Origin of the sequence: Microbacterium sp. SZ1, from assembly GCF_002362255.1 — a bacterium.
In the GTDB taxonomy this organism is placed as follows: domain Bacteria; phylum Actinomycetota; class Actinomycetes; order Actinomycetales; family Microbacteriaceae; genus Microbacterium.
In genome coordinates this window covers 295,047-321,660 of the sequence record NZ_LPVV01000038.1, presented here as the reverse complement: position 1 = coordinate 321,660, position 26,614 = coordinate 295,047, and the positions used below count along the sequence as shown (strand labels likewise).

Annotated in this window: 24 protein-coding genes and 2 tRNA genes; 23 read left to right on the top strand and 3 right to left on the bottom strand. The window is 68.5% G+C overall.

The window, feature by feature from the left end:
- The first annotated feature begins 11 nt into the window (after positions 1–11).
- Genes AUC47_RS13300 through AUC47_RS13255 form a run of 10 tightly spaced genes read left to right on the top strand, consistent with a single transcriptional unit; the run spans position 12 to position 10,984 of the window.
- Positions 12–866, top strand: a complete 855-nt coding sequence (locus tag AUC47_RS13300; protein ID WP_096715639.1) for an ABC transporter ATP-binding protein — start codon at positions 12–14, stop codon at positions 864–866.
- Positions 863–1,906, top strand: a complete 1,044-nt coding sequence (locus tag AUC47_RS13295) for an aliphatic sulfonate ABC transporter substrate-binding protein (RefSeq protein WP_096715638.1) — start codon at positions 863–865, stop codon at positions 1,904–1,906. Before AUC47_RS13300 ends, AUC47_RS13295 begins: the two co-directional genes overlap by 4 nt.
- Positions 1,903–2,763, top strand: coding sequence for an ABC transporter permease (locus AUC47_RS13290; RefSeq protein ID WP_096715637.1), 861 nt, complete (start codon positions 1,903–1,905; stop codon positions 2,761–2,763). The genes AUC47_RS13295 and AUC47_RS13290 overlap by 4 nt, the downstream gene beginning before the upstream one ends.
- Before the next feature lie 2 nt (positions 2,764–2,765).
- Complete coding sequence (gene acs, locus AUC47_RS13285; RefSeq protein ID WP_096715636.1) at positions 2,766–4,766, top strand: acetate--CoA ligase; 2,001 nt, start codon at positions 2,766–2,768, stop codon at positions 4,764–4,766.
- Positions 4,763–6,067 (top strand): O-acetylhomoserine aminocarboxypropyltransferase/cysteine synthase family protein, encoded by a 1,305-nt coding sequence (locus tag AUC47_RS13280; protein ID WP_096715635.1) that lies wholly within the window; start codon positions 4,763–4,765, stop codon positions 6,065–6,067. Before acs ends, AUC47_RS13280 begins: the two co-directional genes overlap by 4 nt.
- Positions 6,064–6,645 carry a CoA-binding protein gene (locus tag AUC47_RS13275; RefSeq protein WP_096715634.1) on the top strand — a complete coding sequence of 194 codons (582 nt, stop codon included), beginning with the start codon at positions 6,064–6,066 and terminating at the stop codon, positions 6,643–6,645. Before AUC47_RS13280 ends, AUC47_RS13275 begins: the two co-directional genes overlap by 4 nt.
- Positions 6,646–6,675: 30 nt before the next feature.
- Complete coding sequence (gene coaE, locus AUC47_RS13270) at positions 6,676–7,275, top strand: dephospho-CoA kinase (protein ID WP_096715633.1); 600 nt, start codon at positions 6,676–6,678, stop codon at positions 7,273–7,275.
- On the top strand, positions 7,272–8,501 hold the full coding sequence (locus AUC47_RS13265; protein ID WP_096715632.1) for an MFS transporter: 1,230 nt from the start codon (positions 7,272–7,274) through the stop codon (positions 8,499–8,501). Before coaE ends, AUC47_RS13265 begins: the two co-directional genes overlap by 4 nt.
- Positions 8,502–8,561: 60 nt before the next feature.
- Positions 8,562–10,634 (top strand): excinuclease ABC subunit UvrB, encoded by a 2,073-nt coding sequence (uvrB, locus tag AUC47_RS13260; RefSeq protein ID WP_096715631.1) that lies wholly within the window; start codon positions 8,562–8,564, stop codon positions 10,632–10,634.
- A gap of 17 nt (positions 10,635–10,651) precedes the next feature.
- On the top strand, positions 10,652–10,984 hold the full coding sequence (locus AUC47_RS13255; protein WP_096715630.1) for a TfoX/Sxy family protein: 333 nt from the start codon (positions 10,652–10,654) through the stop codon (positions 10,982–10,984).
- 54 nt (positions 10,985–11,038) lie between these two features.
- On the opposite strand, the gene AUC47_RS13250 is transcribed toward AUC47_RS13255, so the two are convergent.
- The gene (locus AUC47_RS13250) at positions 11,039–11,278 is read right to left on the bottom strand and encodes a hypothetical protein (protein WP_096715629.1); all 240 of its coding nucleotides are present in this window, start codon (positions 11,276–11,278) and stop codon (positions 11,039–11,041) included.
- A gap of 44 nt (positions 11,279–11,322) precedes the next feature.
- Here AUC47_RS13250 and AUC47_RS13245 point away from each other — a divergent pair, with 44 nt between their 5' ends.
- The 11 genes from AUC47_RS13245 to AUC47_RS13195 all read left to right on the top strand — a co-directional run bounded on the left by AUC47_RS13245 (position 11,323) and on the right by AUC47_RS13195 (position 23,352).
- On the top strand, positions 11,323–11,763 hold the full coding sequence (locus tag AUC47_RS13245; protein WP_096715628.1) for a MarR family winged helix-turn-helix transcriptional regulator: 441 nt from the start codon (positions 11,323–11,325) through the stop codon (positions 11,761–11,763).
- A 202-nt stretch (positions 11,764–11,965) separates the two neighbouring features.
- The gene (gene uvrA / locus AUC47_RS13240) at positions 11,966–14,854 is read left to right on the top strand and encodes an excinuclease ABC subunit UvrA (protein WP_096715627.1); all 2,889 of its coding nucleotides are present in this window, start codon (positions 11,966–11,968) and stop codon (positions 14,852–14,854) included.
- Positions 14,854–16,758, top strand: coding sequence for an excinuclease ABC subunit UvrC (gene uvrC / locus AUC47_RS13235; protein WP_096715626.1), 1,905 nt, complete (start codon positions 14,854–14,856; stop codon positions 16,756–16,758). The genes uvrA and uvrC overlap by 1 nt, the downstream gene beginning before the upstream one ends.
- Positions 16,759–16,802: 44 nt before the next feature.
- A complete protein-coding gene (gene rapZ / locus AUC47_RS13230; protein WP_096715761.1) occupies positions 16,803–17,675 on the top strand; it encodes an RNase adapter RapZ in 873 nt (290 codons plus the stop codon).
- A gap of 68 nt (positions 17,676–17,743) precedes the next feature.
- Entirely contained in the window at positions 17,744–18,721 is a 978-nt protein-coding gene (gene whiA, locus AUC47_RS13225) for a DNA-binding protein WhiA (protein ID WP_096715625.1), read from the top strand.
- A 184-nt stretch (positions 18,722–18,905) separates the two neighbouring features.
- Entirely contained in the window at positions 18,906–19,532 is a 627-nt protein-coding gene (locus tag AUC47_RS13220) for a superoxide dismutase (RefSeq protein ID WP_096715624.1), read from the top strand.
- A 115-nt stretch (positions 19,533–19,647) separates the two neighbouring features.
- Positions 19,648–20,658 carry a type I glyceraldehyde-3-phosphate dehydrogenase gene (gap, locus tag AUC47_RS13215; protein WP_096715623.1) on the top strand — a complete coding sequence of 337 codons (1,011 nt, stop codon included), beginning with the start codon at positions 19,648–19,650 and terminating at the stop codon, positions 20,656–20,658.
- Positions 20,659–20,668: 10 nt separating this feature from the next.
- Positions 20,669–21,883, top strand: coding sequence for a phosphoglycerate kinase (locus AUC47_RS13210; protein WP_096715622.1), 1,215 nt, complete (start codon positions 20,669–20,671; stop codon positions 21,881–21,883).
- Positions 21,874–22,665: a triose-phosphate isomerase gene (gene tpiA / locus AUC47_RS13205; RefSeq protein WP_096715621.1), complete on the top strand. Its 792-nt coding sequence runs from the start codon at positions 21,874–21,876 to the stop codon at positions 22,663–22,665. Before AUC47_RS13210 ends, tpiA begins: the two co-directional genes overlap by 10 nt.
- A gap of 85 nt (positions 22,666–22,750) precedes the next feature.
- A complete protein-coding gene (gene secG, locus AUC47_RS13200; RefSeq protein ID WP_096715620.1) occupies positions 22,751–22,999 on the top strand; it encodes a preprotein translocase subunit SecG in 249 nt (82 codons plus the stop codon).
- Entirely contained in the window at positions 22,999–23,352 is a 354-nt protein-coding gene (locus AUC47_RS13195) for an RNA polymerase-binding protein RbpA (RefSeq protein WP_096715619.1), read from the top strand. Before secG ends, AUC47_RS13195 begins: the two co-directional genes overlap by 1 nt.
- A gap of 75 nt (positions 23,353–23,427) precedes the next feature.
- On the opposite strand, the gene AUC47_RS13190 is transcribed toward AUC47_RS13195, so the two are convergent.
- Entirely contained in the window at positions 23,428–24,630 is a 1,203-nt protein-coding gene (locus AUC47_RS13190) for a hypothetical protein (protein ID WP_096715618.1), read from the bottom strand.
- 112 nt (positions 24,631–24,742) lie between these two features.
- Positions 24,743–24,813: transfer RNA gene (locus AUC47_RS13185), tRNA-Gly, on the bottom strand.
- 121 nt (positions 24,814–24,934) lie between these two features.
- On the opposite strand from AUC47_RS13185, the gene AUC47_RS13180 reads away from it, so the two are divergent.
- Both AUC47_RS13180 and tig read left to right on the top strand, forming a co-directional pair.
- Positions 24,935–25,008: transfer RNA gene (locus tag AUC47_RS13180), tRNA-Pro, on the top strand.
- A 63-nt stretch (positions 25,009–25,071) separates the two neighbouring features.
- Positions 25,072–26,541 carry a trigger factor gene (tig, locus tag AUC47_RS13175; RefSeq protein ID WP_096715617.1) on the top strand — a complete coding sequence of 490 codons (1,470 nt, stop codon included), beginning with the start codon at positions 25,072–25,074 and terminating at the stop codon, positions 26,539–26,541.
- Positions 26,542–26,614: the final 73 nt, after the last annotated feature.

The following is a 26,614-nucleotide window of genomic DNA, read 5'->3' as shown; positions in this document are numbered from 1 at the left end:
AGCATGAGGGAATGACCTCCCTGCTGAACGCGCGCGCATCGACGCGCGCTCCGGGATCGCCCGGTGCTGCGGCGAACGTGCGACTGGACGCCGTCGAACGCGCGTTCCCGCTCGGGCAGGGCACGCGGGAGGTCCTGCGCGGCGTCGACCTCGACGTCACGGCCGGTGAGATCGTCGCCGTCGTCGGCCCCTCCGGGTGCGGCAAGTCCACGCTCCTCCGGCTGATCGGCGGACTCGATACCCCGAGCCGCGGTCTGATCGAACTCGGCGGCGAGGCCGTCGCGTATGCCGATGAGCGCACCGCCGTCGCCTTCCAGGAGCCGCGCCTGCTGCCCTGGCGGACCCTCGCCCAGAACGTCGAGCTCGGACTCCCTCGGCGCACGCCCCGCCGCGAGGGCCGGGAGCGCGTCGACGAACTGCTCCACCTCGTCGGCCTCGAGCATGCGGCAGGGCAACGACCGCGCGAGGTGTCAGGCGGAATGGCGCAGCGCGCATCTCTCGCCCGTGCTCTCGCGAGGAACCCCGGCGTGCTCCTGCTCGACGAGCCGTTCGGTGCCCTCGACGCCCTGACCAGGCTGCGCATGCACGACCTGCTCCTGAAGATCCACGCGGCCGAGCCGACCACCGTCCTCCTCGTGACGCACGACGTCGAGGAGGCGCTCTACCTCGCTGATCGCGTGCTCCTGCTGCGCACCCTCACGAGCGACACGGATCCCGCGGCTCCATCGATCGCGCGTACGGTCACCGTTCCGGGCGCACGGCCCCGGGACCGCGCCGACCGCGGACTCGCAGACCTCCGCGCCGAGCTCCTCGAGGGACTCGGCGTCGACACCCACCACCGCACGTCACCCGAGGAGACCCGATGAGCACCATCACCCGCCGAATCATCCCCGCGATCGCGATCGCCGGGACCATGATGCTCGTCGCCACCGGCTGCGTGGCAGGCGAGGACGCCCCCGTCGACACCGCTGAGGCCGATACTGCGGCGTCCGGCGAATGGTCGTCCGACACGATCTCGCTCGACTTCGCGACCTACAACCCGCTCAGCCTCGTCGTGAAGGACCAGGGGCTGCTGGAAGAGATGCTCGGCGACGACGTCACCGTGGAATGGGTGCAGTCCGCCGGCTCGAACAAGGCGAACGAGCTGCTGCGCTCGGGATCGATCGACGTCGGCTCGACGGCGGGTTCGGCAGCCCTGCTCGCGCGCGCCAACGGCTCTCCGATCCAGGTCATCGACATCTACTCGCAGCCGGAGTGGGCGGCGATCGTCGTCGGTCCCGACAGCGACATCACCTCGGTCGAGGACCTCGCTGGCAAGTCCGTCGCGGCGACCAAGGGCACCGACCCCTACTTCTTCCTGCTTCAGGCGCTCGAGGAGGCAGGGCTGTCGATCGACGACGTCGAGGTGCAGAATCTGCAGCACGCTGACGGACGCGCAGCCCTCGATGGCGGATCCGTGGCCGCCTGGTCGGGGCTCGACCCCATCATGGCCGCCGCGGAGGTCGAGTCTGGTGACAAGCTGATCTACCGCAACGTCGACTTCAACTCCTACGGCTTCCTGAACGCCACCGAGGACTTCATCGAGAAGCACGCCGACCTTGCCCAGGCCGTCGTCGACGCGTACGAGCAGGCCCGCGAGTGGGCGCTGGAGAACCCCGAGGAGACCGCCGCTCTGCTCGCCGACGTCGCCGGCATCGACCCTGCCGTCGCGACGACCGTGATCGAGGAGCGTTCCAACCTCGACGTGAGCGGCGTCCCCGGCGACGACCAGATCGCGGTCCTCGAGAAGATCGCACCGGTGCTCGTGGACTCGGGCGACGTGCAGGGCGGCAAGGAGTCCGTCGACAAGGCGCTGGACACCATCGTCAACGACTCGTTCGCCAAGAAGGCGGTCGGCGGAGAGTGACCGATCTCGACCAGCACGTGGTCGTGCCCGCAGACGCACGCGACGCGCTCGACGCCGCGAAGGGGCAGTATCGCCCCTCCGACCGACGAGCCCGCCGCGGATGGGACCGCCCAGGGATTCGCATCGCGGGAGGTCTGTTGCTGCCGATCCTGATCATCGCGGCGTGGCAGATCTCGACGACCAGCGGGATGGTCGAGTCCTATCGGCTGCCCACGCCGGCATCCGTCTTCGCCGCGGGTGCGGAGCTCGCCGAGGGAGGCGCGCTGTACACGCACATCGCGATCTCGGTGCAGCGGGTGCTGCTGGGATTCGCGATCGGCTCGGTCATCGGTCTTGCTGCCGCGGGCATCGTCGGCCTGTCCCGACTGGGCGACATCCTGCTCAGCCCTACGCTCGCCGCCATCCGTGCGGTGCCTTCGCTCGCCTGGGTGCCGCTGCTGATCCTGTGGATGCAGATCGGCGAGTCATCGAAGGTGACTCTGATCGCGATCGGCGCGTTCTTCCCCGTCTACACGACCGTCGCCTCCGCGCTCCGGCACGTTGACCCGCAGCTCGTGGAGGCGGGGCGGTCCTTCAGCCTCCGAGGGTGGTCGCTGTTCCGTACCGTGCAGCTCCCCGCCGTCGTGCCGTCCGTCGTCGCGGGTCTTCGCCTCGCGCTCGCGCAGGCCTGGCTCTTCCTCGTCGCTGCCGAACTCATCGCCTCGTCGATGGGTCTCGGATTCCTCCTCACGGACTCGCAGAGCAACGGGCGTGTCGATCGCATCATCCTCTCGATCATCCTGCTCGCGCTCCTCGGCACGATCACGAACGGCGTGCTCGCGCTCGTCGAGAAGTACCTGCTGCGGCGGTGGGCGTGACGATGGACGAGGCGCGACTGGTCGAGCAGCGGACCTACCCGGCGCCGGCCGGGCTCGCCGCCGACGCGAACGTGACGGCCGAGGCCTACGGGGAGGCGGAGAGCGATCCGATCGCGTTCTGGGAGCAGGCTGCGCGGCGGCTGAACTGGGCGACGCCCTGGGAGACGGCGCTCCACTGGCAGCCGCCGACGGCTGAGGCCGGGCCATCGGCACGATGGTTCACGGGCGGTCGGCTGAACGTGGCGTACAACTGCGTCGACCGGCACGTGGAGGCCGGACGGGGTGACAAGGTCGCGCTGCACTTCGAGGGAGAGCCCGGCGACCGCACCACGGTGACCTACACCGACCTGCAGCGCCGCGTGGCGCAGGCCGCGAACGCGCTCATCGCGCTCGGCATCCGGGCGGGTGACCGCGTGGTCATCTACCTGCCGGTGCTCGTGGAGACCGTCGTCATCACGCTGGCGTGCGCGCGCGTCGGCGCCGCGCACTCCCTGGTCTTCGGTGGGTTCTCCGCCGAGGCCGTGCGGTTCCGCCTCGCCGACACGGGAGCCAAACTCCTCGTCACGAGCGACGGCCAGTTCCGTCGGGGCACGGCGACGGAGGTCAAGTCCACGGCGGACGTCGCGGCCGCCGACCTCCCAGACCTCGAGCACGTCCTCGTCCTGCGGCGCACCGGTCAGGACGTGCCCTGGACCGACGGACGCGACGTGTGGTGGCACGAGGTCGTCGACACCGCGTCGAGCGACCATGTGGCGGACGCATTCGACTCGGAGCATCCCCTCTTCATCATCTACACCTCGGGGACGACGGGGAAGCCGAAGGGCCTCGTGCACACATCGGGCGGCTACCTGACGCATGCGAACTGGGCGCACTGGGCGCACTTCGACGCGAAGCCGGACGACGTGCACTGGTGCACGGCCGACCTCGCCTGGGTCACGGCACACACGTACGAGATCTATGGACCGCTGTCCAACGGGCTCACCCAGGTCATCTACGAGGGCACTCCGGACACCCCGGATCGTGAGCGCCACCTCGAGATCATCGAGCGCTACGGCGTCACCGTCTACTACACGGCCCCCACGCTCATCCGGACCTTCATGACCTGGTTCGGAGCCGACCTCCCGGCGGGGCACGATCTCTCGAGCCTGCGCCTTCTCGGCACGGTCGGCGAGGCGATCAACCCGGAGGCGTGGGTGTGGTTCCGTCGCAACTTCGGACGCGATGAGCTTCCGGTGGTCGACACCTGGTGGCAGTCGGAGACCGGCGCGGCGATGATCGCTCCGCTACCCGGCGTGACCGCACTCAAGCCGGGCTCCGCGTCCGTCCCGCTTCCCGGCATCGACGCGACCGTCGTCGACGAGCACGGCGTCGAGGTCGCACCCGGTCGCTCCGGCACCCTGGTGGTCCGCCGGCCCTGGCCGGGAATGGCGAGGACCGTGTGGGGCGACCCCGCGCGCTACCGGTCCGCCTACTGGGCGGCGTACGCCGGGCACGGCGACTGGGGTGGCTACTACGTCGCGGGAGACGGAGCCACGCGCGATGTCGACGGCTACATCTGGATCCTCGGACGCCTCGACGACGTCGTGAACGTCTCGGGGCACCGCCTCTCCACGATCGAGATCGAGTCGGCCCTCGTCGCCCACGACACCGTGGGGGAGGCGGGCACCGCCGGCGTCTCCGACCCCGTGACCGGACAGGCCGTGGTCGCCTTCGTGACGCCGTCCGGCCGGTCCGAGGTCTCGTCGGTCGAGCTCCGCGGCGAGGTGGCGCGCGCCATCGGGCCGGTCGCCAAACCCAAGCACGTCGTCGTCGTGCCCGATCTGCCCAAGACCCGCTCCGGCAAGATCATGCGCCGCCTGCTCGCACAGCTGTGGGAGGCCGAGCAGGACCGGCGCGCCGGCCGCGAGGCGCCGCCGCTCGGCGACACGACTTCTCTGCAGAACCCCTGGGCCGTCGACGACATCGCCGCCGTGCTCGCGAACGCCGAACTGAGGACATCATGACGGAAGAACACCGCTTCGGATTCCGCACCAGAGCGCTCCACGCCGGAGGCACGCCGGATGCGTCGACCGGCGCGCGCGCCGTGCCGATCTACCAGACCACGTCGTTCGTCTTCGACGACGCCGCCGACGCCGGCAACCTCTTCGCTCTGCAGAAGTACGGCAACATCTACTCGCGCATCGGCAACCCCACTGTCGCCGCGCTGGAGGAGCGCCTCGCCTCGCTCGAGGGCGGGATCGGCGCCGTCGCGACGGCATCCGGCATGAGTGCCGAGTTCATCACATTCGCCGCGCTCGTCGGCGCGGGCGATCACGTCGTCGCGGCAGCCCAGCTGTACGGCGGCACGGTGACGCAGCTCGACGTGACCCTGCGGCGCTTCGGCGTCGACACGACGTTCGTCGCCTCGACGGATCCGGCGGATTTCGCGGACGCCATCCGCCCGGAGACCAAGGTCGTGTACGTCGAGATGATCGGCAACCCCTCCGGTGAGATCGCCGACATCGAAGGTCTCGCCGAGGTCGCTCACGCGGCCGGCGTCCCGCTCGTCGTCGATGCGACCCTGGCGACGCCCTACCTCGCGCGCCCGCTCGAGCACGGTGCCGACATCGTCATCCACTCGGTCACGAAGTTCCTGGGCGGGCACGGCACGACCCTCGGCGGGATAGTGATCGAGAAGGGCACGTTCGACTGGGGCAACGGCCGCTTCCCGCAGATGACCGAGCCGGTCGCCTCCTACGGCGGCATCAAGTGGTGGGACAATTTCGGGGAGTACGGGTTCCTCACCAAGCTCCGCACCGAGCAGCTGCGCGACATCGGCCCGGCCCTGAGCCCGCAGGCCGCGTTCAACCTGCTGCAGGGCATCGAGACGCTTCCGCAGCGGATCGACGCCCACCTCGCGAACGCGAGGGTCGTCGCGGGATGGCTCGCCGCCGATCCTCGGGTCGCCTACGTGACCTGGGCGGGGCTCGAGGAGCATCCGCATCACGAGCGGGCCGCGAAGTACCTGCCGCTGGGCCCCGGGTCGGTCTTCGCCTTCGGCGTCAAGGCCGACGACGGCCGCGTAGCGGGGGAGAAGCTCATCGAGAACCTGCAGCTCGCCTCGCACCTCGCGAACATCGGCGATGCGAGGACCCTCGTGATCCATCCCGCATCGACGACCCACCGACAGCTCACGGACGAGCAGCTCATCGGGGCGGGCGTGCGCTCGGACCTCATCCGCATCTCAGTCGGCCTCGAAGACGCCGAGGACATCATCTGGGACCTGGACCAGGCCCTCACGATCGCGACGGGGGAGAACCGATGAGCGACACGACTGTGGCGGGCGACAGCTGCGCCGTTCCCACCCCGCAGGATGCCGCGGCCTGCGCGCTGCCAGGCACCGCGCCGGAGCCCACCGGACGCACCTGGGTCGGCCCCGGGCAGCAGGAGCGGTTCGCCATCCTCCGCCGCACGAAGTCCATCGCGATCGTCGGCGCGTCGAACAACCCGGCCCGCGCCTCGTACTTCGTCGCCACGTACCTCCTCTCGAGCACGCCGTACGACGTCTATCTGGTGAATCCGAGGGAGAAGGAGATCCTCGGTCAGCCGGTGTACGCATCGCTCGCCGACCTGCCCGTCGCGCCCGACCTCGTCGACGTGTTCCGCCGCCACGAAGACCTTCCCGGGGTCGCCCAGGAGGCGATCGACGTCGGCGCGAAGGCGCTGTGGCTGCAGCTCGGATCCTGGAACGAGGATGCCGCGGAGCTGGCTCAGAGCGCAGGTCTCTCCGTCGTGATGGACCGCTGCGTCAAGATCGAGCACGCGCGGTTCCACGGCGGGCTGCACCTCGCCGGCTTCGACACCGGAGTGATCAGCTCGCGTCGCCAGCTGCTGGCGCGCTGAGCGTCGACGCGCGAAGCCTAGACTGGCGGCATGCCTCTCATCGCGCTGACCGGCGGCATCGCCTCGGGCAAGTCGACCATCGCCCGCAGGCTCGCGGAGCACGGCGCGACCGTCGTCGACGCCGACCAGATCGTCCGCGACGTGCAGGCACCGGACAGCCCGGTGCTGCGAGAGATCGTGGAGGTCTTCGGCGATGAGGTGATCGCCCCCGACGGGTCACTCGACCGAGCGGCTCTCGGTGCCCGGGTCTTCGCGGATGCCGACCTGCTCGCGCGGCTCAACGCCATCGTGCACCCCGCGGTGCGCGCCGAGTCCCAGCGGCGCTTCGACGCGGCATCCGCTCGAGACCCCGACGGGATCGTCGTCTACGACGTGCCGCTCCTCGTCGAAGCCAGGGTGGACGATCCCTGGGACCTGATCGTGGTGGCGCACGCCCCCGCGGACGTCCGCCTGGAACGACTCGTCGAACTTCGCGGAATGGAGCGCGGAGCAGCGCAGGATCGCATCGACGCCCAGGTGTCCGATGAGCGACGGCTGGCGATCGCCGACGAGGTGATCGACACCTCGGGGACGCTGGAGCAGACCATCGCGCAGACCGACGCCCTCTGGCAACGGATCCGCGCCCGGTGATCTTCACCGGCCACGCGCCGGGGTCGTCCTCGTACCGCCGGTTGATCGTCGGGCTGTTCTTCGCGGGCATCGCCACCTTCGCCCAGCTCTACTCGCCGCAGGCCGTGCTGCCGCAGCTCGCGGCGGATCTCGAGGTGTCGCCGGCGACCGCGGCGCTCACGGTGTCGGCGGCGACGCTGGGACTCGCCGCGGCGGTGATCCCCTGGTCGCTCGTCGCCGACCGCATCGGCCGGGTGCAGGCCATGGCCATCGGTGTGATCGCCGCGACGGTGTTCGGTCTGCTCGCCCCGCTGAGCTCCGCTCTCGAGATGCTCCTCCTGCTGCGGCTGCTCGAAGGAATCGCGTTGGGGGCCGTTCCCGCGGTCGCCCTGGCGTTCCTGAGCGAGGAGGTGGCGGCGCGCAGTGCGGCGGCCGCCGCCGGCAGCTACATCGCGGGCACGACGGTGGGAGGACTGCTCGGCCGAGTGCTGTCGGGGATCGTGGCCGAGCCGGCGGGATGGCGAGCGGGCATGTGGACCGTGGCCGCCGTGTGCGTCGGAGCCGCCGTCCTGTTCCTCTGGCTCACGCCGAGGGCGCAGGGGTTCGTGCCCGGTCGGCTCCGGGCGGGAGGGGACGTCACCGGAGTCCTGGCTCGGCTGGTGACGCCGCTGCGATCAGGGGCCCAGCTCGCGCTCAACGCCCAGGGCTTCCTGCTCATGGGCGCCTTCGTGGCGGTATACAACTACCTCGGCTTCCATCTGGCTGCTCCGCCGTTCGCGCTGCCGGCGTGGCTCGTGACGCTGCTGTTCCTCGCCTACCTGGCCGGGACCGTCTCGTCGCCGTGGGCAGGCACGCTCGCCTCGCGGATCGGGCGGTATCCGGTGCTGCTCTGCGCGACGGCGCTGATGGCGGTCGGCTCTCTGGCGATGCTGGCGGGGGTCGCGTGGGTCGTCCTGATCGGGCTCCTGCTGTTCACCGCCGGCTTCTTCGCCGCGCATGCCGTCGCGTCGGGCTGGGCTCCTGTCGCCGCCGGGCCCGCGACTCGCGCGCAGGCCTCCTCGCTGTACTACTTCGGCTACTACGCGGGGTCGAGTCTGTTCGGTTGGGCGCTCGGCATCGTCTTCGGCTCGGCCGACTGGACGTGGTTCGTCATCGCCGTGGTCGCCCTCTGCGCGGTCGCCGCCGGACTCGCGTCCGTGGCACTGCGGGGGACGCCGGGAGCACGGCCCTTCGCCGACGCCGCCTGACCGGAGGGGCGGCATGCCCGCCGCGACCCCGATGTCGGTGGCCCGGCCTACGCTTGATGTATGCAGACCACCCGCAGCGTCCGACCGTTCGAGGTCATCAGCGAGTACGCCCCGGCCGGCGACCAGCCCCAGGCGATCGCGGAGCTCGCCTCGCGCATCAACGCCGGCGAGACCGACATCGTGCTGCTGGGCGCCACCGGTACCGGCAAGTCGGCGACGACGGCTTGGCTCGTCGAGCAGGTGCAGCGTCCGACGCTCGTCCTCGCCCACAACAAGACCCTCGCCGCACAGCTGGCGAACGAGTTCCGCGAGCTCATGCCGAACAACGCGGTCGAGTACTTCGTCTCGTACTACGACTACTACCAACCGGAGGCGTACGTCCCCCAGACCGACACCTTCATCGAGAAGGACTCGTCGATCAACGCCGAGGTCGAGCGTCTCCGCCACTCGACGACCAACTCTCTGCTGAGCAGACGAGACGTCGTCGTGGTGTCGACCGTGTCGTGCATCTACGGACTCGGTGCGCCGGAGGAGTACCTGCGCGCCATGGTCGCGTTGCAGGTGGGGGAGCGGTACGACCGCGACGCCCTCATCCGACAGTTCATCGCGATGCAGTACAACCGCAACGACGTGGACTTCTCGCGCGGCAATTTCCGCGTGCGCGGCGACACCATCGAGATCATCCCGGTGTACGAGGAGCACGCGATCCGCATCGAGCTCTTCGGCGATGAGATCGAGGCGCTGTACTCGCTCCACCCGCTGACCGGCGAGGTGATCGAGAAGCTGGACTCCGTTCCCATCTTCCCTGCGTCGCACTACGTCGCGGGCACCGACGTCATCCAGCGCTCCATCGGCACGATCGAGCACGAGCTCGAAGAGCGTCTGGCGGAGTTCGAGCGCCAGGGAAAACTGCTCGAAGCGCAGCGTCTCCGCATGCGCACCACGTTCGACCTCGAGATGCTGCAGCAGCTCGGGTTCTGCTCGGGCATCGAGAACTACTCGCGCCACATGGACGGACGGATGCCGGGCGAGCCCCCGCACACGCTGCTCGACTTCTTCCCCGACGACTTCCTGCTCGTGATCGACGAGTCGCACGTGACCGTTCCACAGATCGGCGCGATGTACGAGGGCGACGCGTCCCGCAAGCGCACACTCGTCGACCACGGGTTCCGGCTGCCGAGCGCCATGGACAACCGACCTCTGCGGTGGGACGAGTTCAAGAACCGCGTGGGGCAGACCGTGTATCTGTCGGCCACGCCGGGCAAGTACGAGATGGGCATCGCCGACGGAGTGGTGGAGCAGATCATCCGCCCGACCGGCCTCGTCGACCCGCACATCGTCGTCAAGCCGTCGAAGGGCCAGATCGACGACCTGCTCGAAGAGATCCGAGTCCGTGTCGAGCGTGACGAGCGAGTCCTCGTCACGACCCTGACGAAGAAGATGGCGGAGGAGCTCACCGACTTCCTCGGCGAGCACGGCGTGCGGGTGCGATATCTGCACTCCGACGTCGACACCCTGCGCCGGGTCGAACTCCTGAGCGAGCTGCGCTCCGGCGTCTACGACGTACTCGTCGGCATCAACCTCCTCCGCGAGGGACTCGACCTGCCCGAGGTCTCTCTGGTGGCGATTCTCGACGCCGACAAGGAGGGGTTCCTGCGTTCCGGCACGTCGCTCATCCAGACCATCGGTCGTGCCGCGCGAAACGTGTCCGGCGAAGTGCATATGTACGCCGACAACATGACGGACTCGATGGCCAAGGCGATCGAGGAGACCGATCGGCGCCGGGACAAGCAGATCGCCTACAACAAGGAGCACGGCATCGATCCGCAGCCCCTGCGCAAGCGCATCGCAGACATCACCGAGGTCCTCGCCCGAGAAGGCGCCGACACCGCCGACATGCTGGCCGGTCGCGGCAAGGCGTCGGGCAAGGGCAAGTCTCCGACGCCGAATCTGCGTCGCACCGGTATCGCGGCAGAGGGCGCTCAGCAGCTCGAGGCGACGATCGAGGATCTGTCGAACCAGATGCTTGCCGCGGCCGCCGAGCTCAAGTTCGAGCTCGCGGGTCGTCTGCGCGACGAGGTGCAGGACCTGAAGAAGGAACTGCGGGCCATGGAGCGTGCCGGGCACGCCTGAGCGGAAGGCGTCTGACGATGGATGCTGCCGGAGAAGAGCTCGCGGACCGGGTGCGGGCGCTCCTGACGCTGGACGGAGACGTCGAGGAGAAGCGGATGTTCGGCACCCGGGCTTTCCTCGTCGACGGCCACATCCTCGTCGGTGCGCGCTCGGCGGGAGTGCTTCTGGTCCGAGTGCACGAAGAGACCGGCGCGGCGCTGGTCGCGCGACCCGGTGTGACGACCGCGGTGATGGGTCCCCGCACGATGGGGACTGGCTGGCTCGACGTGGCACCCGAGGCGACCGCCGACGACGAGGCACTCGTGTTCTGGCTCGACATCGCGCGTGAGGATGCCGACCGACAGGAGTGAGGGTCAGCAGGGCCGCTGGATGCCGAGAGGGCGGCTCAGCGGCGCGTGCTCAGCTCATGGGCAGTGCACGAGCGTCTTCGGCCCCGATCGATCGATGACATGAGTACTCATCGGGGCACCGCACAGCGGGCAGGCGCGCTCGGCGCGCTCGGCCGCGCTGGGCGGCGGAGTCTTCTCGTACGGGCCGACCGAGGCTGGGCCGGCGAGGCGGATCAGGTTCGAGTTGACCCACGAGTAGAGACCGCCGGCGGCGCGAATGCGGTCGCGGAGGGGCACACGATCGGGGTTCGACATGTTGATTAGTGTACTAACTATTAGCGCTCTTGTATAGTGACCACATGGCGACTCCCGACGACCTCCTTCGGCTCGAGAACCAACTGTGCTTCGCGCTCGTCACCGCGGCGCGCAACGTCGTCGCGATCTACCGTCCGATCCTTGAGCCTCTCGGACTCACCCATCCGCAGTACCTCGTGATGCTGGCGCTGTGGGAGAGGGCACCGCGGTCGTTGAACGACCTCGCGTCGGACCTCGCGCTCGAACCGGCCAGCGCGTCACCCCTGGTCAAGCGTCTGGAGGCCGACGGCCTCATCGCGCGACTCCGGAGTGCGCGAGACGAACGTCGCCTCGACATCACGCTGACCGATGCGGGGAGGGCGCTCCGCGAGCGGGCGCTCGATGTGCCGCGTCAGGTGATGGACGCCGTCGGGATGGACGCGGCCGGGATCGCCGATCTGCGCGACGGCCTCGCGCCGTTCGCCGGACGCCGGGTAGAAGCCTGACGGAGAGCGCCCACGGTTCGGCTCCTCGTCCGCATCGAAGCGACCGGCGTGCATCGCACCGGCAGCGGCCCGCTCGCTCATCGCCGGCTCGGCGGTGGCGCCGGCGGGCCTGAGGCGGGCGGATACGGAGTCTCGGCCGCTTCCCAGGCGCGCAGGCCCCCTCGGCGGAGCCAATGTCCGTGGCCCCTCGTAGACTTGACCGGTGCCAATCGTCCCCGTCGCCTCCCCAGGAAAACTCAGTGTTCGCGGTGCCCGCGTCCACAATCTGAAGAACGTCGACATCGACATCCCGCGTGATTCGCTCGTCGTATTCACCGGCCTGTCCGGGTCGGGAAAGTCGAGCCTCGCGTTTGACACGATCTTCGCCGAAGGGCAGCGGCGCTACGTCGAATCGCTGAGCGCGTACGCGCGCCAGTTCCTCGGTCAGGTCGACCGTCCCGATGTCGATTTCATCGAGGGTCTCAGCCCCGCGGTGTCGATCGACCAGAAGTCGACGAACCGCAACCCGCGATCGACCGTCGGCACGATCACCGAGATCTACGACTACATGCGACTGCTCTGGGCGCGCATCGGCGTCCCGCACTGCCCCGAGTGCGGTGAGCGGATCCAGCGCCAGACCGTGCAGCAGATCGCCGATCAGCTCATGACGCTTCCCGAGCGCACGCGCTATCAGATCGTCGCGCCGATCGTCTCGCAGAAGAAGGGCGAGTTCGTCGACCTGTTCCGCGAGCTCGGCGCCAAGGGATACTCGCGAGCGATCGTCGACGGCGAACTCATCCAGCTCGCGGAGCCGCCGACGCTGAAGAAGAGCTACAAGCACGACATCGCGGTGGTGGTCGACCGCCTCGTGGCCTCCGACGACATCCTGGGGCGCGTGACCGACTCGGTCGAGACCGCCCTCGGCCTCGCCGGCGGCGTCATGCAGGTCAACTACGTCGACGAGGAGGGCGACGCCGCATGGCAGTCGTTCTCCGAGAAGCTGGCGTGCCCCAACGGGCACCCGCTCAGCCTCACCGAGATCGAGCCCCGCACGTTCTCGTTCAACGCCCCGTTCGGCGCCTGCCCGGCCTGCTCGGGACTCGGCACGCGCATGTCGGTGGACGTCGACCTCATGCTCGGCGACGAGGAGCTCTCGATCCGCGAGGGCGCGATCATCCCCTGGACCACCCAGGGCAAGGGACTGTTCCAGTACTACGAGCGCCTGCTCGAGGGGCTCGCCGCCGACCTCAACTTCTCGCTCGACACCCCGTGGCAGGACCTCAGGGTTGACGTGCAGGATGCGATCCTCCGCGGCGACAACTACAAGGTGACGGTCAAGTGGAAGAACCGCTACGGCCGCGAGATGCGATACGCCTCCGGATTCGAGGGCGTCGTGCCCTACATCGAGCGGCAGTACGCTCAGGCGGAGTCCGACACGCAGCGGGCCCGCTGGGGAGAGTACCTGCGCGAAGTCCCTTGTCCCGTCTGCAACGGTGATCGTCTCAAGCCAGAGGTGCTCGCGGTGCAGGTGCACGGGCACTCGATCGCCGAGGTCTCGCACCTGAGCCTCGCCGATGCCCGCGCCTTCATGGAGACCCTCACGCTCACCGACCGTGAGGCCAAGATCGCCGCTCAGGTGCTTCGCGAGATCCGCTTGCGTCTCGACTTCCTCCTGCAGGTGGGTCTGTCGTACCTGAACCTCAGCCGCTCGGCCGGGTCGCTCTCCGGAGGTGAGGCACAGCGCATCCGCCTCGCCACGCAGATCGGCTCCGGTCTCACCGGTGTGCTGTACGTGCTCGACGAGCCGTCTATCGGCCTTCACCAGCGGGACAACCGCCGGCTCATCAACACACTCCTCAAGCTCCGCGACCTCGGGAACACCCTCATCGTCGTCGAGCATGACGAGGAGACGATCGAGGCCGCTGACTGGGTCGTCGACATCGGCCCCGGTGCCGGCGTCAACGGTGGCGAGGTCGTTCACTCCGGCCCGTACTCGGCGCTGCTGAACGAGTCGGACTCGATGACGGGCGAGTACCTGTCGGGTGCTCGCGAGATCCCGACGCCGACGAAGCGCCGCAAGATCGACAAGAAGCGCAAGGTGAGCGTCGTCGGGGCGCGTGAGAACAACCTGAAGAACGTGAGCGTGGACTTCCCGCTCGGAGTGCTCACCGCCGTCACCGGCGTGAGCGGTTCGGGAAAGTCGTCCCTCGTGAACGACATCCTCTACCAGGTGCTCGCGTCGCGTCTCAACGGCGCGAGGACGGTTCCGGGCAAGCACACGCGCGTCTCCGGTCTCGACAACCTCGACAAGGTCGTGCACGTCGACCAGGCGCCGATCGGCCGCACGCCGCGGTCCAACCCGGCCACGTACACCGGCGTCTTCGACCGGATCCGCTCGCTGTTCAGCGAGACGCCGGAGGCGAAGGTGCGGGGATACCAGCCCGGCCGCTTCAGCTTCAACGTGAAGGGCGGTCGCTGCGAGGCATGTTCGGGCGACGGCACGATCAAGATCGAGATGAACTTCCTGCCCGACGTGTACGTCGACTGCGAGGTCTGCCACGGCAAGCGGTACAACCGCGACACCCTGGCCGTGCACTACAAGGGCAAGAACATCGCCGAGGTCCTCGAGATGCCGATCGCGGAGGCGGCCGAGTTCTTCGAGCCGATCCAGGCGATCCACCGCTACATGAAGACGCTCGTCGACGTCGGTCTCGGGTACGTCCGGCTCGGTCAGTCGGCGACGACTCTCTCCGGCGGCGAGGCGCAGCGCGTGAAGCTCGCCACCGAGCTCCAGCGCCGCAGCAACGGACGCAGCATCTACGTGCTCGACGAGCCGACCACGGGTCTGCACTTCGAAGACGTGCGCAAGCTGCTCGAGGTGCTGAACGGACTCGTCGACAAGGGCAACACCGTGATCGTGATCGAGCACAACCTCGACGTGATCAAGTCGGCCGACTGGGTGATCGACCTCGGACCGGAGGGCGGGTCGGGCGGTGGAGAGATTCTCGCGACGGGCACCCCCGAGCAGATCGCCCGTGTCGAAGAGAGCCACACCGGGCAGTTCCTCGCCGAGATCCTGGATGAGGGGCGCTCTGCGCGGAAGGCCAGCTGATGGCCGATGTCCTCCCGTACAAGCCGAGGACCGGTGAGATCCCCACCGATCCCGGCGTGTACCGATTCCGCGACGCCGATGGGCGCGTTCTCTACGTGGGCAAGGCGAAGAACCTGCGCCAGCGCCTCTCGAACTACTTCGCTCCGCTGCGCACGCTGCACGAGCGCACCCGACGCATGGTCACGACTGCGGCCTCCGTGGAGTGGACGGTCGTGCCGACCGACGTCGACTCGCTCCAGCTCGAGTACATGTGGATCAAGGAGTTCGATCCGCCCTTCAACGTCCGCTACCGCGACGACAAGTCCTACCCGTTCATGGCGGTGACCCTCGGCGACGAGGCCCCCCGCGTGATCGTGACCCGGAACCGCAAGATCCCCGGCGCTCGGTATTTCGGCCCTTACCCGAAGGTCTGGGCGGTGCACGAGACCATCGACCTCATGATCAAGGCGTTCCCGATCCGCACCTGCAGCGACGCGAGCTACAAGCGGGCCATGCAGACCGGGCGACCATGCTTCCCCGGGCAGATCGGCAAGTGCGGGGGACCGTGCTCGATGACCGTCACGATCGAGGAGCACCGGGCGATGGTCGACGACTTCGTCGCCTTCATGGCCGGCGGCGACGAGCGATTCACGCGCGAACTGCGGAAGCGGATGCTGGCCGCGTCGGCCGCGATGGACTACGAAGCCGCCGCGAAGTTCCGCGACAAGCTGTCGGCCATCGAAGCGGTCCTGGGCAAGAGCGCGCTCGTGCTCGCCGCCGACGAGGACGCCGATCTCTTCGGCATCGCCGAAGACGAGCTCGCGGCGGCAGTCCAGCACTTCGTCATCCGCGGCGGACGCGTGCGCGGTGTGCGGGCACTGACGATCGAGAAGGAGATCGACATCTCCTCGGCCGACCTCGTCGACCAGGTCCTGCAGCGCGCCTACGGCGATGCGCAGGACGTGCCGCGTCGCATCCTCGTGCCGACACTGCCCGACGACGCGGCCGAACTCGAGCAATGGCTCCGCGAGCGGCGAGGCAAGAAGGTCGAGATCGCCGTCGCCCAGCGCGGACAGCGAGCCGACCTCATGCGCACAGCGACGATCAACGCGCAGCAGGCTCTCATCAGGCACAAGACCCGCCGCACGAGCGACTACGTCGCCCGCACCCAGGCGCTGACCGATCTGCAGGAGGCGCTCGGCATATCCGAGGCCCCGCTGCGCATCGAGTGCTTCGACATCTCCCACCTCGGTGGCACCAACGTCGTCGCCTCCATGGTGGTCTTCGAAGACGGGCTGCCTCGTAAAGACCAGTACCGCTCGTTCAACATCGCAGAGACGACCGACGACACCGATTCCATGTACCAGGTGCTCACCCGCCGTCTCGCCTACCTCGACAAGCCGGACGAGACGGAGGTCATCGACCCGACGACCGACGAGATCGTGGGGGAGGACGTCGGCGAGGCCACCGTCAAGCGGCGGCCGCGCTTCGCGTACCCACCGCAGCTCCTGCTCGTCGACGGCGGGCAGCCGCAGGTCGAGGCCGCGGCGCGCGCCCTGCGGGATTCGGGTCACACCGAGATCGCCGTGTGCGGCATCGCCAAGCGGCTCGAGGAGATCTGGCTGCCGGGCGACGACTTCCCGGTGATCCTCCCTCGCACCAGCGAGGCGCTGTATCTCCTGCAGCGGCTTCGCGACGAGGCGCACCGCTTCGCGATCACGCATCAGCGCAAGCGCCGCAAGAACGACATCACCACCGTCCTCGCCGAGGTGCCGGGGCTCGGATCCTCGCGCATCAAGCTCCTGCTCAAGCATTTCGGCTCGGTCACCGCGCTCCGTGCCGCGGCTCCCGGCGAGATCGAAGAGGTGCAGGGCATCGGCCCCGTGCTGGCCCAGAACATCCACACGCATCTCGCCACCCGGTAGCCCCGTTCTCGCTAGGCTGGATGCGGCGGGGAGAAGGGGTAATGATGACTGACGGGGACAAGGGCGAGTTCTTCATCGTCACGGGCATGTCTGGCGCCGGTCGGACGACCGTCGCCAATGCTCTGGAGGACTTGGGCTGGTACGTCGTCGACAACCTGCCGCCGCAGATCCTGCGGCCGCTGCTCGACCTCACTGACATGGGCGGCAACGCCCTGCCCAAGGTCGCGGCCGTGGTCGACGTGCGCGGCCGCAATCTCTTCGACGACTTCCCCGGCGTCGCCAGGGCGCTGCGTTCGCGCGGCTCGGTGCGTGTGCTGTTTCTCGACGCCTCCGACGACGTGCTCGTCCGGCGGTTCGAGTCGGTGCGGCGTCCGCACCCTCTCCAGGAGGACGGGACGCTGCTCGACGGCATCCGCGGCGAACGCTCGCGTCTCGCCCCGATCCGCGAAGCCGCCGACATCGTGATCGACACCTCGGCGTTGAACATCCACCAGCTGGCCACGCAGGTGTCCGAGCTGTTCGCCGAGGAGGGTGCGCCTCGCCACCGCCTGACGCTCATGAGCTTCGGCTTCAAGTACGGGCTCCCCACCGACGTCGACCTCGTCGCCGACATGCGCTTCCTCCCGAACCCGTTCTGGAACGAAGATCTGCGCGGACTGACCGGGAAGGACGAGGAGGTGAGGGACTTCGTGCTGTCGCGCGAAGGAGCCGCCGAGTTCCTCGAGGCGTACACGGCCGCGCTGACCCCCGTACTCGAGGGCTATCAGCGCGAGAACAAGAGCCATTCGACGGTGGCTGTCGGCTGCACCGGCGGCAAGCACCGCTCTGTCGCGATGGTCGAGGAGCTGGCGCGCCGGCTCGCGGCGGTACCGGGAGTGGCCGTCAACGTTCGTCATCGCGACCTCGGCAGGGAATAGCAGGCGCCTCCGCCAGAGTAGGCTGGAGGTTTGCGTCGCGATCCGGCGCGTGAGCGTAGAGGAGTGTCGTGGCACTAACCACCGACGTCAAGGCTGAGCTGGTCAGCATCCGCAATGCACCCCCCACGGTGCGTGTCGCGGAGGTCACATCCATCCTGCGGTTCGCGGGTGGGCTGCATTCGATCGCCGGACGGGTCGCCGTCGAGGCGGAGGTGGATGCCGAGGTGCTGGCGCAGCGCGTGGCACGCGACCTCGCGGAGATCTACGGCGTCCGTCCCGAGATCGCCCAGGTCCAGTCGAGCACCGCGAACGACGGAGCCAGGTGGGCTGTGCGAGTGATCGCCGCGGGGGAGACCCTCGCTCGACAGACCGGCCTGCTCGACCAGCGCCGCCGCCCCGTCCGGGGCCTGCCCAACCGCCTCACCACAGGCTCGCGCGCCGAGGTCGCCGGTCTCTGGCGCGGCGCCTTCCTGGCCGCCGGAACGCTCAGCGAGCCCGGTCGTTCCGCGATGCTCGAGATCGCCTGCCCGTCGTCCGAAGCCGCGATGGCTCTGGTCGGCGCCGCCCACCGTCTGGGGGTCGCCGCGAAGGCTCGCGAGGTCCGCGGCATGCCCCGCGTCGTCGTCCGCGAGGGCGAGGCGATCCGCACGATCCTCGCCGAGATGGGCGCCCAGAAGACCGCGGTCGCGTGGGAGGAGATGCGTCAGCGACGCGAGGTCCGCGCCGGCGTGAACCGTCTCGTGAACTTCGACGACGCGAACCTGCGTCGCTCCGCTCAGGCCGCCGTCGCCGCGTGCGCCCGCGTCGAGCGCGCGCTCGAGATCCTCGCCGACGAGGTTCCGGACCACCTGCGGGTCGCCGGAGAGCTGCGACTCGCCCACCGTGACGCGAGCCTCGACGAGCTCGGCCACCACGCCGACCCGCCCATGACGAAGGATGCGGTCGCGGGACGCATCCGCCGCCTGCTCGCGATGGCGGACAAGCGTGCCCAGCAGGAGGGCATCCCCGGTACCGAGGCCGCCGTTCCCGCAGGACTCGACGTCTGATCCGAGCCGGAGAGAAGAGAGGCGATCCCTGTCAAGGGGTCGCCTCTCTTCGTCATACGGCGGAAGGATCGGGGGTGACGATGTGTTGTCCTCACTAGGATGAGTTATGTCTGCTCCGCACCGCATTCGGCAGCGCGGAGGATCGGCAAGCGCCGCGGCGCGGCGCGGATTGGATGAAAGCGATATGGCGACCTACACGCTCCCCGACCTTCCCTACGACTTCGCAGCCCTCGAGCCGCACATCAGCGGCAAGATCATGGAGCTGCACCACGACAAGCACCACGCCACCTACGTCGCCGGCGCGAACACGGCCCTCGAGCAGCTCGCCGAGGCCCGCGAGAGCGGCAACCTCGCGAATGTGAACAAGCTCGAGAAGGACCTCGCGTTCAACCTCGGCGGCCACGTCAACCACTCCATCTTCTGGACCAACCTGTCGCCGAACGGCGGCGGACAGCCCGAGGGCGAGCTGAAGGCGGCCATCGACGAGTACTTCGGCTCGTTCGAGAAGTTCCAGGCCCACTTCACCGCGGCCGCCACCGGCATCCAGGGTTCGGGCTGGGCTGTGCTCAGCTGGGACTCGATCGGACAGCGCCTCATCATCCAGCAGCTGTTCGACCAGCAGTCGAACACCGCGCAGGGGACCATCCCCCTGTTCCAGCTCGACATGTGGGAGCACGCCTTCTACCTCGACTACCTCAACGTGAAGGCCGACTACGTCAAGGCCGCATGGAACATCGCCAACTGGGAGAACGTGGCCCAGCGCCTCGACGTCGCCCGGCAGCAGACGAACGGCCTGCTGGTACTGTCGTAATTGGGTCGCGTCCCGACGGGCCTGGTCTCGTCGGGACGCCATCTCAGCCAAAAACCCCCGCGCATCGCGCACGCACGAATGCTGCGCACAGCGCACGAGAAACAGGGAGACCTGAGTGTCTGTCAAGATCGGTATCAACGGCTTCGGCCGCATCGGACGCAACTACTTCCGCGCGGCTCTCGCGCAGGGCGCTGACCTCGAGATCGTCGCGGTCAACGACCTCACCGACAACAAGACCCTGGCGCACCTGCTCAAGTACGACTCGGTCGGCGGCGTCCTCGACGCCGAGATCAGCTACGACGACGAGAGCATCACGGTCAACGGCAAGGCCATCAAGGCGTTCGCCGAGCGCGACCCCGCCAACCTCCCGTGGGGCGAGCTGGGCGTCGACATCGTGATCGAGTCGACCGGCTTCTTCACCAAGGCCGAGGCCGCGAAGAAGCACATCGACGCGGGCGCGAAGAAGGTCCTCATCTCGGCTCCGGGCACCGGCGTCGACGCGACCTTCGTCATGGGCGTGAACGAGGACACCTACGACCCCGCCGCGCACCACATCATCTCGAATGCGTCGTGCACCACGAACTGCCTGGCCCCGCTCGCCAAGGTCTTCAACGACGAGTTCGGCATCGACCGCGGTTTCATGATGACCGCACACGCCTACACGGCCGACCAGAACCTGCAGGACGGCCCGCACAGCGACCTCCGTCGTGCCCGCGCCGCCGCGATCAACATCACCCCCGCGTCGACCGGTGCCGCCAAGGCCATCGGCGAGGTGCTCCCGGAGCTCAACGGCAAGCTCAGCGGCTCGTCGTACCGTGTTCCGGTCCCCACGGGCTCGATCGTCGACCTCACTCTCATCACCGACCGCGAGAACCTCACGGTCGACGAGGTCAACGAGGCGTACAAGAAGGCTGCGGCCGACGGCCGCCTCGCCGGTTACCTGCAGTACAACGCCGACCCGATCGTGTCGAGCGACATCGTGCACAACCCGCACTCCTCGATCTTCGACTCGACGCTGACCAACGTCAGCGGCAACCTGGTCAAGGTCTCCAGCTGGTACGACAACGAGTGGGGTTACTCCAACCGTCTCGTCGACCTCACCGAGTACGTGGCCGAGCGTCTCTGAGACACCTCCCATGACTCTGCGCACCCTGGATTCACTGGGTTCGCTCGAGGGCAAGCGCGTCATCGTCCGTTGTGACCTGAACGTCCCCCTGCGGGACGGGGTCATAACGGACGATGGCCGTGTACGCGCCTCGCTGCCGACCCTCAACGCCCTCATCAACGCGGGCGCCCGCGTCGTCGTGTGCTCGCACCTCGGTCGTCCCGACGGCGCTCCCGACCCGCAGTACAGCCTCGAGCCGGTGGCTCAGCGGCTTTCCGAGCTGCTCGGCAAGCCCGTCGCGTTCGCGCGCGACACGGTGGGCGAGTCGGCTCACGAGGCCGTCTCCTCGCTGGAGGACGGCGGCGTCGTCGTCATCGAGAACCTGCGGTTCAACCCGGGGGAGACCTCGAAGGATGACGAAGAGCGCGGTGCCTTCGCCGCGCAGCTCGCCGAGCTCGGTGACGTGCTCGTCTCCGACGGCTTCGGCGTGGTGCACCGCAAGCAGGCGAGCGTCTACGACCTCGCCGAGCGGATCCCGTCCGCGGCGGGCCTGCTCATCGCCGCCGAGCTCGACGTGCTCGACCGCCTGACCGAGAATCCCGAGCGGCCGTACGCGGTCGTCCTCGGCGGCTCGAAGGTCAGCGACAAGCTCGGCGTGATCTCGCACCTGCTGCCGCGCGTCGACCGCATCCTCGTCGGCGGCGGAATGCTGTTCACCTTCCTGAAGGCGCAGGGCCACGCCGTGGCATCCAGCCTCCTCGAAGAGGATCAGCTCGACACCGTCCGCGGCTACATCGCGGAAGCGGAGGAGCGCGGCGTCGAGCTCGTTCTCCCGACGGACGTCGTCGTGGCGTCCGCGTTCTCGGCCGATGCCGACCACGAGGTCGCCGCGGCCGATGCGATCGAGGACACGGCTTTCGGCGCTTCGGGCATCGGCCTCGACATCGGACCGGAGACGGCGGCGCGATTCGCCGAGGTCATCCGCAGCTCCAAGACCGTGTTCTGGAACGGGCCGATGGGCGTGTTCGAGTTCCCCGCCTTCGCCGCCGGCACCAAAGCGGTCGCTCAGGCGCTCACCGAGGTCGACGGTCTCAGCGTCGTCGGCGGCGGCGACTCCGCTGCCGCCGTGCGTCAGCTCGGCTTCGACGATGACCGATTCGGTCACATCTCGACCGGCGGCGGCGCCAGCCTCGAGTTCCTCGAGGGCAAGAAACTACCCGGCCTGGAGGTACTCGGATGGCAGTGAACACCCGGACCCCGCTGATCGCGGGCAACTGGAAGATGAACCTCGACCACCTGCAGGCGGTCGCCTTCGTGCAGAAGCTGCACTGGACGCTGAAGGATGCGAAGCACGAGGAAGGGTCTGTGGAGGTTGCGGTGTTCCCGCCCTTCACCGACATCCGCAGCGTGCAGACGCTCATCGACGCCGACAAGATCCCCTTCGCGCTCGGTGCTCAGGACGTCTCCGCCCACGACTCCGGTGCATACACCGGCGAGGTGTCGGGCGCGTTCCTGGCGAAGCTCGACGCGAAGTACGTCATCATCGGCCACTCGGAGCGTCGTGAGTACCACGCCGAGTCCGACGAGGTCGTGGCGGCGAAGACCAAGGCGGCGCTGAAGCACGGTCTGGTGCCGGTCATCTGCGTGGGGGAGACCTCCGAGGACCTCGAGAAGTTCGGTGCGAGCGCCGTTCCGGTCGGTCAGCTCGAGACCGCTCTCCAGGGCCTGTCGAAGGACGCGGACATCGTCGTGGCGTACGAGCCGGTCTGGGCCATCGGCTCCGGCCAAGCCGCCACTCCGCAGCAGGCGCAGGACGTCTGTGCGGCCCTGCGCGGCGTGATCGCGAAGGTGCTCGGCGATGACGCGGCAGCGCGCACCCGGATCCTGTACGGCGGATCGGTCAAGGCGGCGAACATCGCCAGCTTCATGCGCGAGCCCGACGTCGACGGCGCTCTCGTCGGAGGCGCGAGCCTCGTGGTCGACGAGTTCGCGGCGATCATCCGCTTCGAGAAGCACGTCGGAGTATGAGCGAGTGCGGCGGGGCTCGGGTCCCGCCGCACCGTATACTTGACCGTTACGGGGGCAGTCGTGCCCCAGCGAAAGGCTCTTCCTCGTGGAAATTCTCGAGTTCGTCCTGCAGGTCGTGCTGGGCATCACCAGCGTCCTGCTGACCCTCCTCATCCTGCTCCACAAGGGGCGCGGCGGCGGCCTGTCCGACATGTTCGGCGGCGGCATGTCGACGGCGGTCGGCTCCTCCGGCCTCGCCGAGCGCAACCTCAACCGTTTCACCGTGATCCTCGCCCTGACGTGGTTCGTGGCGATCGTCGCGCTCGGACTCATCACGAAGTTCGAGGTGATCTGATGGCTACCGGTGGCAACGCGATCCGTGGAACCCGCGTGGGTTCCGGACCGATGGGCGAGCAGGACCACGGCTATCACGCCGACCGCATCGCCGTCTCCTACTGGGACGGTCTCGGCAACGAGACCGTGCGCTACTTCGCGGCCGGTCTCCCCGAGGAGGAGATCCCCGAGATCATCGATCACCCGCAGTCGGGGCTCCCGGCCGGTCGCGACAAGGAGAACCCTCCTGCGCTCGCGAAGACCGAGCCCTACAAGACGCACCTCGCCTACGTGAAGGAGCGTCGCACCGACGAGGAGGCCGTCCAGCTTCTGGAAGACGCCCTCGCACAGCTGCGCGAGCGCCGGGGGCAGTGATCCCCAACTCGACTCGCACAGAGGCCGCCGCGATTCGATCGCGGCGGCCTCCGTCGTACGTCCTGAGATGCCTGATCAGCGGCAGCCGAGGGAGGCGTCGATGTACGACTGCGGTGGGTAGCCGTACGCCCAGACGCCGTTCGCGTCGTCGGTGAAGCCCATTCCGATGGCCCACGCGGTCGCCCACTTCTCGATGCTGTCCTGGGTGGACGAGTCGTACATGTCCTCGCACTTCACGCTGATGGCGTGACCCACCTCGTGCGCGACGAGCGCCTTGCTGCGGTCGGCGGGCCACTGCTCGGCGACCGAGTTGGAGAGCTCGATGACGGCGCGGTCGGGCTCGTCCCACCACCACGTCGTCAAGCCGCCCATGCTGCCGTTGTCGCCGGCGTTGTTCACGATGGGGTTCCAGTCGAACTCGAGCAGGACACCCGGGGCCAGCGAACGGGCGAACGCCTCGATCTCCAGTCGCGTCCCCTGCAGCGGGCCCGCCTTCTCGGCGAGTTCTGCCTGCTCCGAGGCGACGACCTGCGCCGCGGCATCCTGGAGAGCGACGAACGAAGTCACCGTCAGGTCGTCGAGACTCGCCGTGGCGGAGACGTCAGAGGCGGCGTCGCGAAGCGCGATGACGTCGAGGTTCTTCGCGGAGATGTGGGCGGCCTCGAACGCGGCCGCCGCGGTCGCGGCTGATCCGAGGAATCCGAGTCCGGCCTTCTCCACGGCGGTGTCCGCGTCAGTGAGGGCCGGCACCTCGGCATCCAGCTCGCCGACGAGCTCGTCGAGATCGTCGGCTTCCTCGTCGAGCCGGCTCGCCTCGCCGAAGAGCTCCCAGAAGAGGGTGGGCTTCGGGTCGGCATCCGGCAGCGAGATCAGGGCCTGCTCCGATGCTGACGAAGCGAGCTCGTCCGCCTCGGCGACCGCCGCGCCGAGCGACTCCTTCGCCGCGGGATCGGTCAGGATGCCGCTGTCGCCCTGGAGAAGCTGATTCGCGACTTCGGAGGTCGCTGTCAGAGCATCGGTGGTCTGCTGCAGGTTAGACACCGAGACCTGAGCGCTGTCGCGGGCGGACTGGAAATTCGCCTCGGCGTCGTCGTAACCGAGATTCGCGGTCGTCTGCAGGGCGGCGATCGTTCCCACGGCGACGACGCCGACGGCGAGTCCGACCCAGAGTCCGGGGTGCCGCTTGCGCGGTGCGCGCCGGGGGGAGTGGCCGAGGATGTGCGCGGGAAGCTCATGACCGCCCCGCGGGGTGACGGCTGTGCCGATGGGGGCTGTCATGCCGAGGACCTCCAGGTGCGGACGCTGCGTACAACGACTCTGCCAGAGAAACACCGATCGGTACGGAGAAAAAGAGGAAGGCCTCCGCATCTCTGCGGAGGCCTTCGAAGCGAGGGGGTGACGGGAATCGAACCCGCGCAATCAGTTTGGAAGACTGAGACTCTACCATTGAGCTACACCCCCGGACCCGTCGTGTTGCTCCGGGACCGATCGGCGACGTGCACCGACTGTTCGATCATAGCGGACGGTCGAGGGTGCTCCCGTCCGTTAGACTCGGTGGGGCTGAATCTGCGTGCGGATTCCCCGGGGCGTAGCTCAGTTTGGTAGAGCGCCCGCTTTGGGAGCGGGAGGTCGCAGGTTCAACTCCTGTCGCCCCGACACGGCTCGACAAAGCCTGGCAGCCGCGATTCAGCGCGGAAATTACAAGGAGAACACACCAGCATGGCGAACAGCACCGTCGAGAAGCTGACCCCGACCCGGGTCAAGCTCAGCATCACGGTCACCCCCGAAGACCTCAAGCCCAGCATCTCGCACGCCTACGAGCACATCGCGCAGGACGTCCAGATCCCCGGCTTCCGCAAGGGCAAGGTTCCCGCCCCGATCATCGACCAGCGCATCGGTCGCGGCGCGGTCATCGAGCACGCTGTCAACGAGGGGCTCGACAGGTTCTTCCGCGAGGCGACCGCCGAGCACAAGCTCCGCGTCGTCGGCCGCCCGTCGGCCGACATCACGCAGTGGCCGAGCGAGAAGGACTTCTCGGGCGATCTGCTCGTCGACGTCGAGGTGGACGTCCGCCCCGACATCGAGCTTCCCGACTACGCGGGCATCACGCTGACCGTCGACGCCGTCGAGGCCGATGACGCGGCGCTCGACGCCGAGCTCGACAACATGCGCGCTCGCTTCGGCACCCTCGTGCCCGTCGACCGTCCGGCCGCGAAGGGCGACTTCGTCGAACTCGACCTCGTCGCCACGATCGACGGCGCCGAGATCGATCGCGCCGAGGGCGTGTCGTACGAGGTCGGATCCGGCGAACTGCTCGAGGGCATCGACGACGCCATCGAGTCACTGACCGCCGGCGAGGACACCACGTTCCGCTCCACCCTCGTGGGCGGCGACCACGCCGGCTCCGAGGCCGAGGTCGCCGTCTCGGTCAAGGCCGTCAAGGAGCGCGAGCTCCCCGAGGCCGACGACGACTTCGCGCAGATCGCGAGCGAGTTCGACACGATCGCCGAGCTCCGCGAGAGCCTCGCCGAGCGTGTCTCGCAGCAGGGCGTCTTCACGCAGGGATCCGCCGCTCGCGACAAGCTCGTCGAGACGCTGCTCGAGCAGATCGAGATCCCGGTCCCGCCGCAGCTCATCGAGGACGAGGTGCACAACCACCTCGAAGGCGAGGGTCGTCTCGAGGACGACGTGCACCGCGCCGAGGTCACCGAGGCGAGCGAGAAGCAGTTCCGCACGCAGGTGCTGCTCGACACGATCGCCGAGCAGGCCGACGTGCAGGTGTCGCAGGAGGAGCTGTCGCAGTACCTCATCCAGTCCGCCGCGCAGTACGGCATGGCTCCGCAGGAGTTCGTCGAGGCGCTGCAGTCGTCGAACCAGCTCCCCGCCCTCGTCGGCGAGGTCGCGCGCAACAAGGCCCTCGCGATCGCGCTCGGCAAGGTGAAGGTCGTCGACACGAACGGCAAGGCCGTCGACCTGTCCGACTTCATCGTGACCGACGACGAGGCTGCCGACGAGGCCGAGGCCACCGAAGCCCCCGCCGACGAGAAGCCCGCCAAGAAGGCTCCGGCCAAGAAGGCGGCGTCGAAGAAGGCTGACAAGGCCGATGACGCCGACGCCGACGAGAAGCCGGCCAAGAAGCCCGCCGCCAAGAAGGCTCCGGCCAAGAAGGCTGCCGACAAGGGCGAGTGATCGATCACGATCTCGAAAGGGGCGGATGCTGCGGCATCCGCCCCTTTCTCGTCACACTGGACCTTCCGAGGAG

Excerpts from the sequence above, each read along its gene's own strand:
- AUC47_RS13250 (WP_096715629.1), bottom strand. The coding sequence starts at position 11,278 with ATGTCGAACCCCGATCGTGTGCCCCTCCGCGACCGCATTCGCGCCGCC.
- AUC47_RS13295 (WP_096715638.1), top strand. The coding sequence starts at position 863 with ATGAGCACCATCACCCGCCGAATCATCCCCGCGATCGCGATCGCCGGG.
- AUC47_RS13300 (WP_096715639.1), top strand. The coding sequence starts at position 12 with ATGACCTCCCTGCTGAACGCGCGCGCATCGACGCGCGCTCCGGGATCG.
- AUC47_RS13210 (WP_096715622.1), top strand. The coding sequence starts at position 20,669 with ATGACTCTGCGCACCCTGGATTCACTGGGTTCGCTCGAGGGCAAGCGC.
- AUC47_RS13220 (WP_096715624.1), top strand. The coding sequence starts at position 18,906 with ATGGCGACCTACACGCTCCCCGACCTTCCCTACGACTTCGCAGCCCTC.
- coaE (WP_096715633.1), top strand. The coding sequence starts at position 6,676 with ATGCCTCTCATCGCGCTGACCGGCGGCATCGCCTCGGGCAAGTCGACC.
- acs (WP_096715636.1), top strand. The coding sequence starts at position 2,766 with ATGGACGAGGCGCGACTGGTCGAGCAGCGGACCTACCCGGCGCCGGCC.
- AUC47_RS13275 (WP_096715634.1), top strand. The coding sequence starts at position 6,064 with ATGAGCGACACGACTGTGGCGGGCGACAGCTGCGCCGTTCCCACCCCG.
- tpiA (WP_096715621.1), top strand. The coding sequence starts at position 21,874 with ATGGCAGTGAACACCCGGACCCCGCTGATCGCGGGCAACTGGAAGATG.
- tig (WP_096715617.1), top strand. The coding sequence starts at position 25,072 with ATGGCGAACAGCACCGTCGAGAAGCTGACCCCGACCCGGGTCAAGCTC.
- uvrB (WP_096715631.1), top strand. The coding sequence starts at position 8,562 with ATGCAGACCACCCGCAGCGTCCGACCGTTCGAGGTCATCAGCGAGTAC.
- AUC47_RS13190 (WP_096715618.1), bottom strand. The coding sequence starts at position 24,630 with ATGACAGCCCCCATCGGCACAGCCGTCACCCCGCGGGGCGGTCATGAG.
- AUC47_RS13255 (WP_096715630.1), top strand. The coding sequence starts at position 10,652 with ATGGATGCTGCCGGAGAAGAGCTCGCGGACCGGGTGCGGGCGCTCCTG.
- uvrC (WP_096715626.1), top strand. The coding sequence starts at position 14,854 with ATGGCCGATGTCCTCCCGTACAAGCCGAGGACCGGTGAGATCCCCACC.
- AUC47_RS13195 (WP_096715619.1), top strand. The coding sequence starts at position 22,999 with ATGGCTACCGGTGGCAACGCGATCCGTGGAACCCGCGTGGGTTCCGGA.
- rapZ (WP_096715761.1), top strand. The coding sequence starts at position 16,803 with ATGACTGACGGGGACAAGGGCGAGTTCTTCATCGTCACGGGCATGTCT.
- AUC47_RS13280 (WP_096715635.1), top strand. The coding sequence starts at position 4,763 with ATGACGGAAGAACACCGCTTCGGATTCCGCACCAGAGCGCTCCACGCC.
- AUC47_RS13245 (WP_096715628.1), top strand. The coding sequence starts at position 11,323 with ATGGCGACTCCCGACGACCTCCTTCGGCTCGAGAACCAACTGTGCTTC.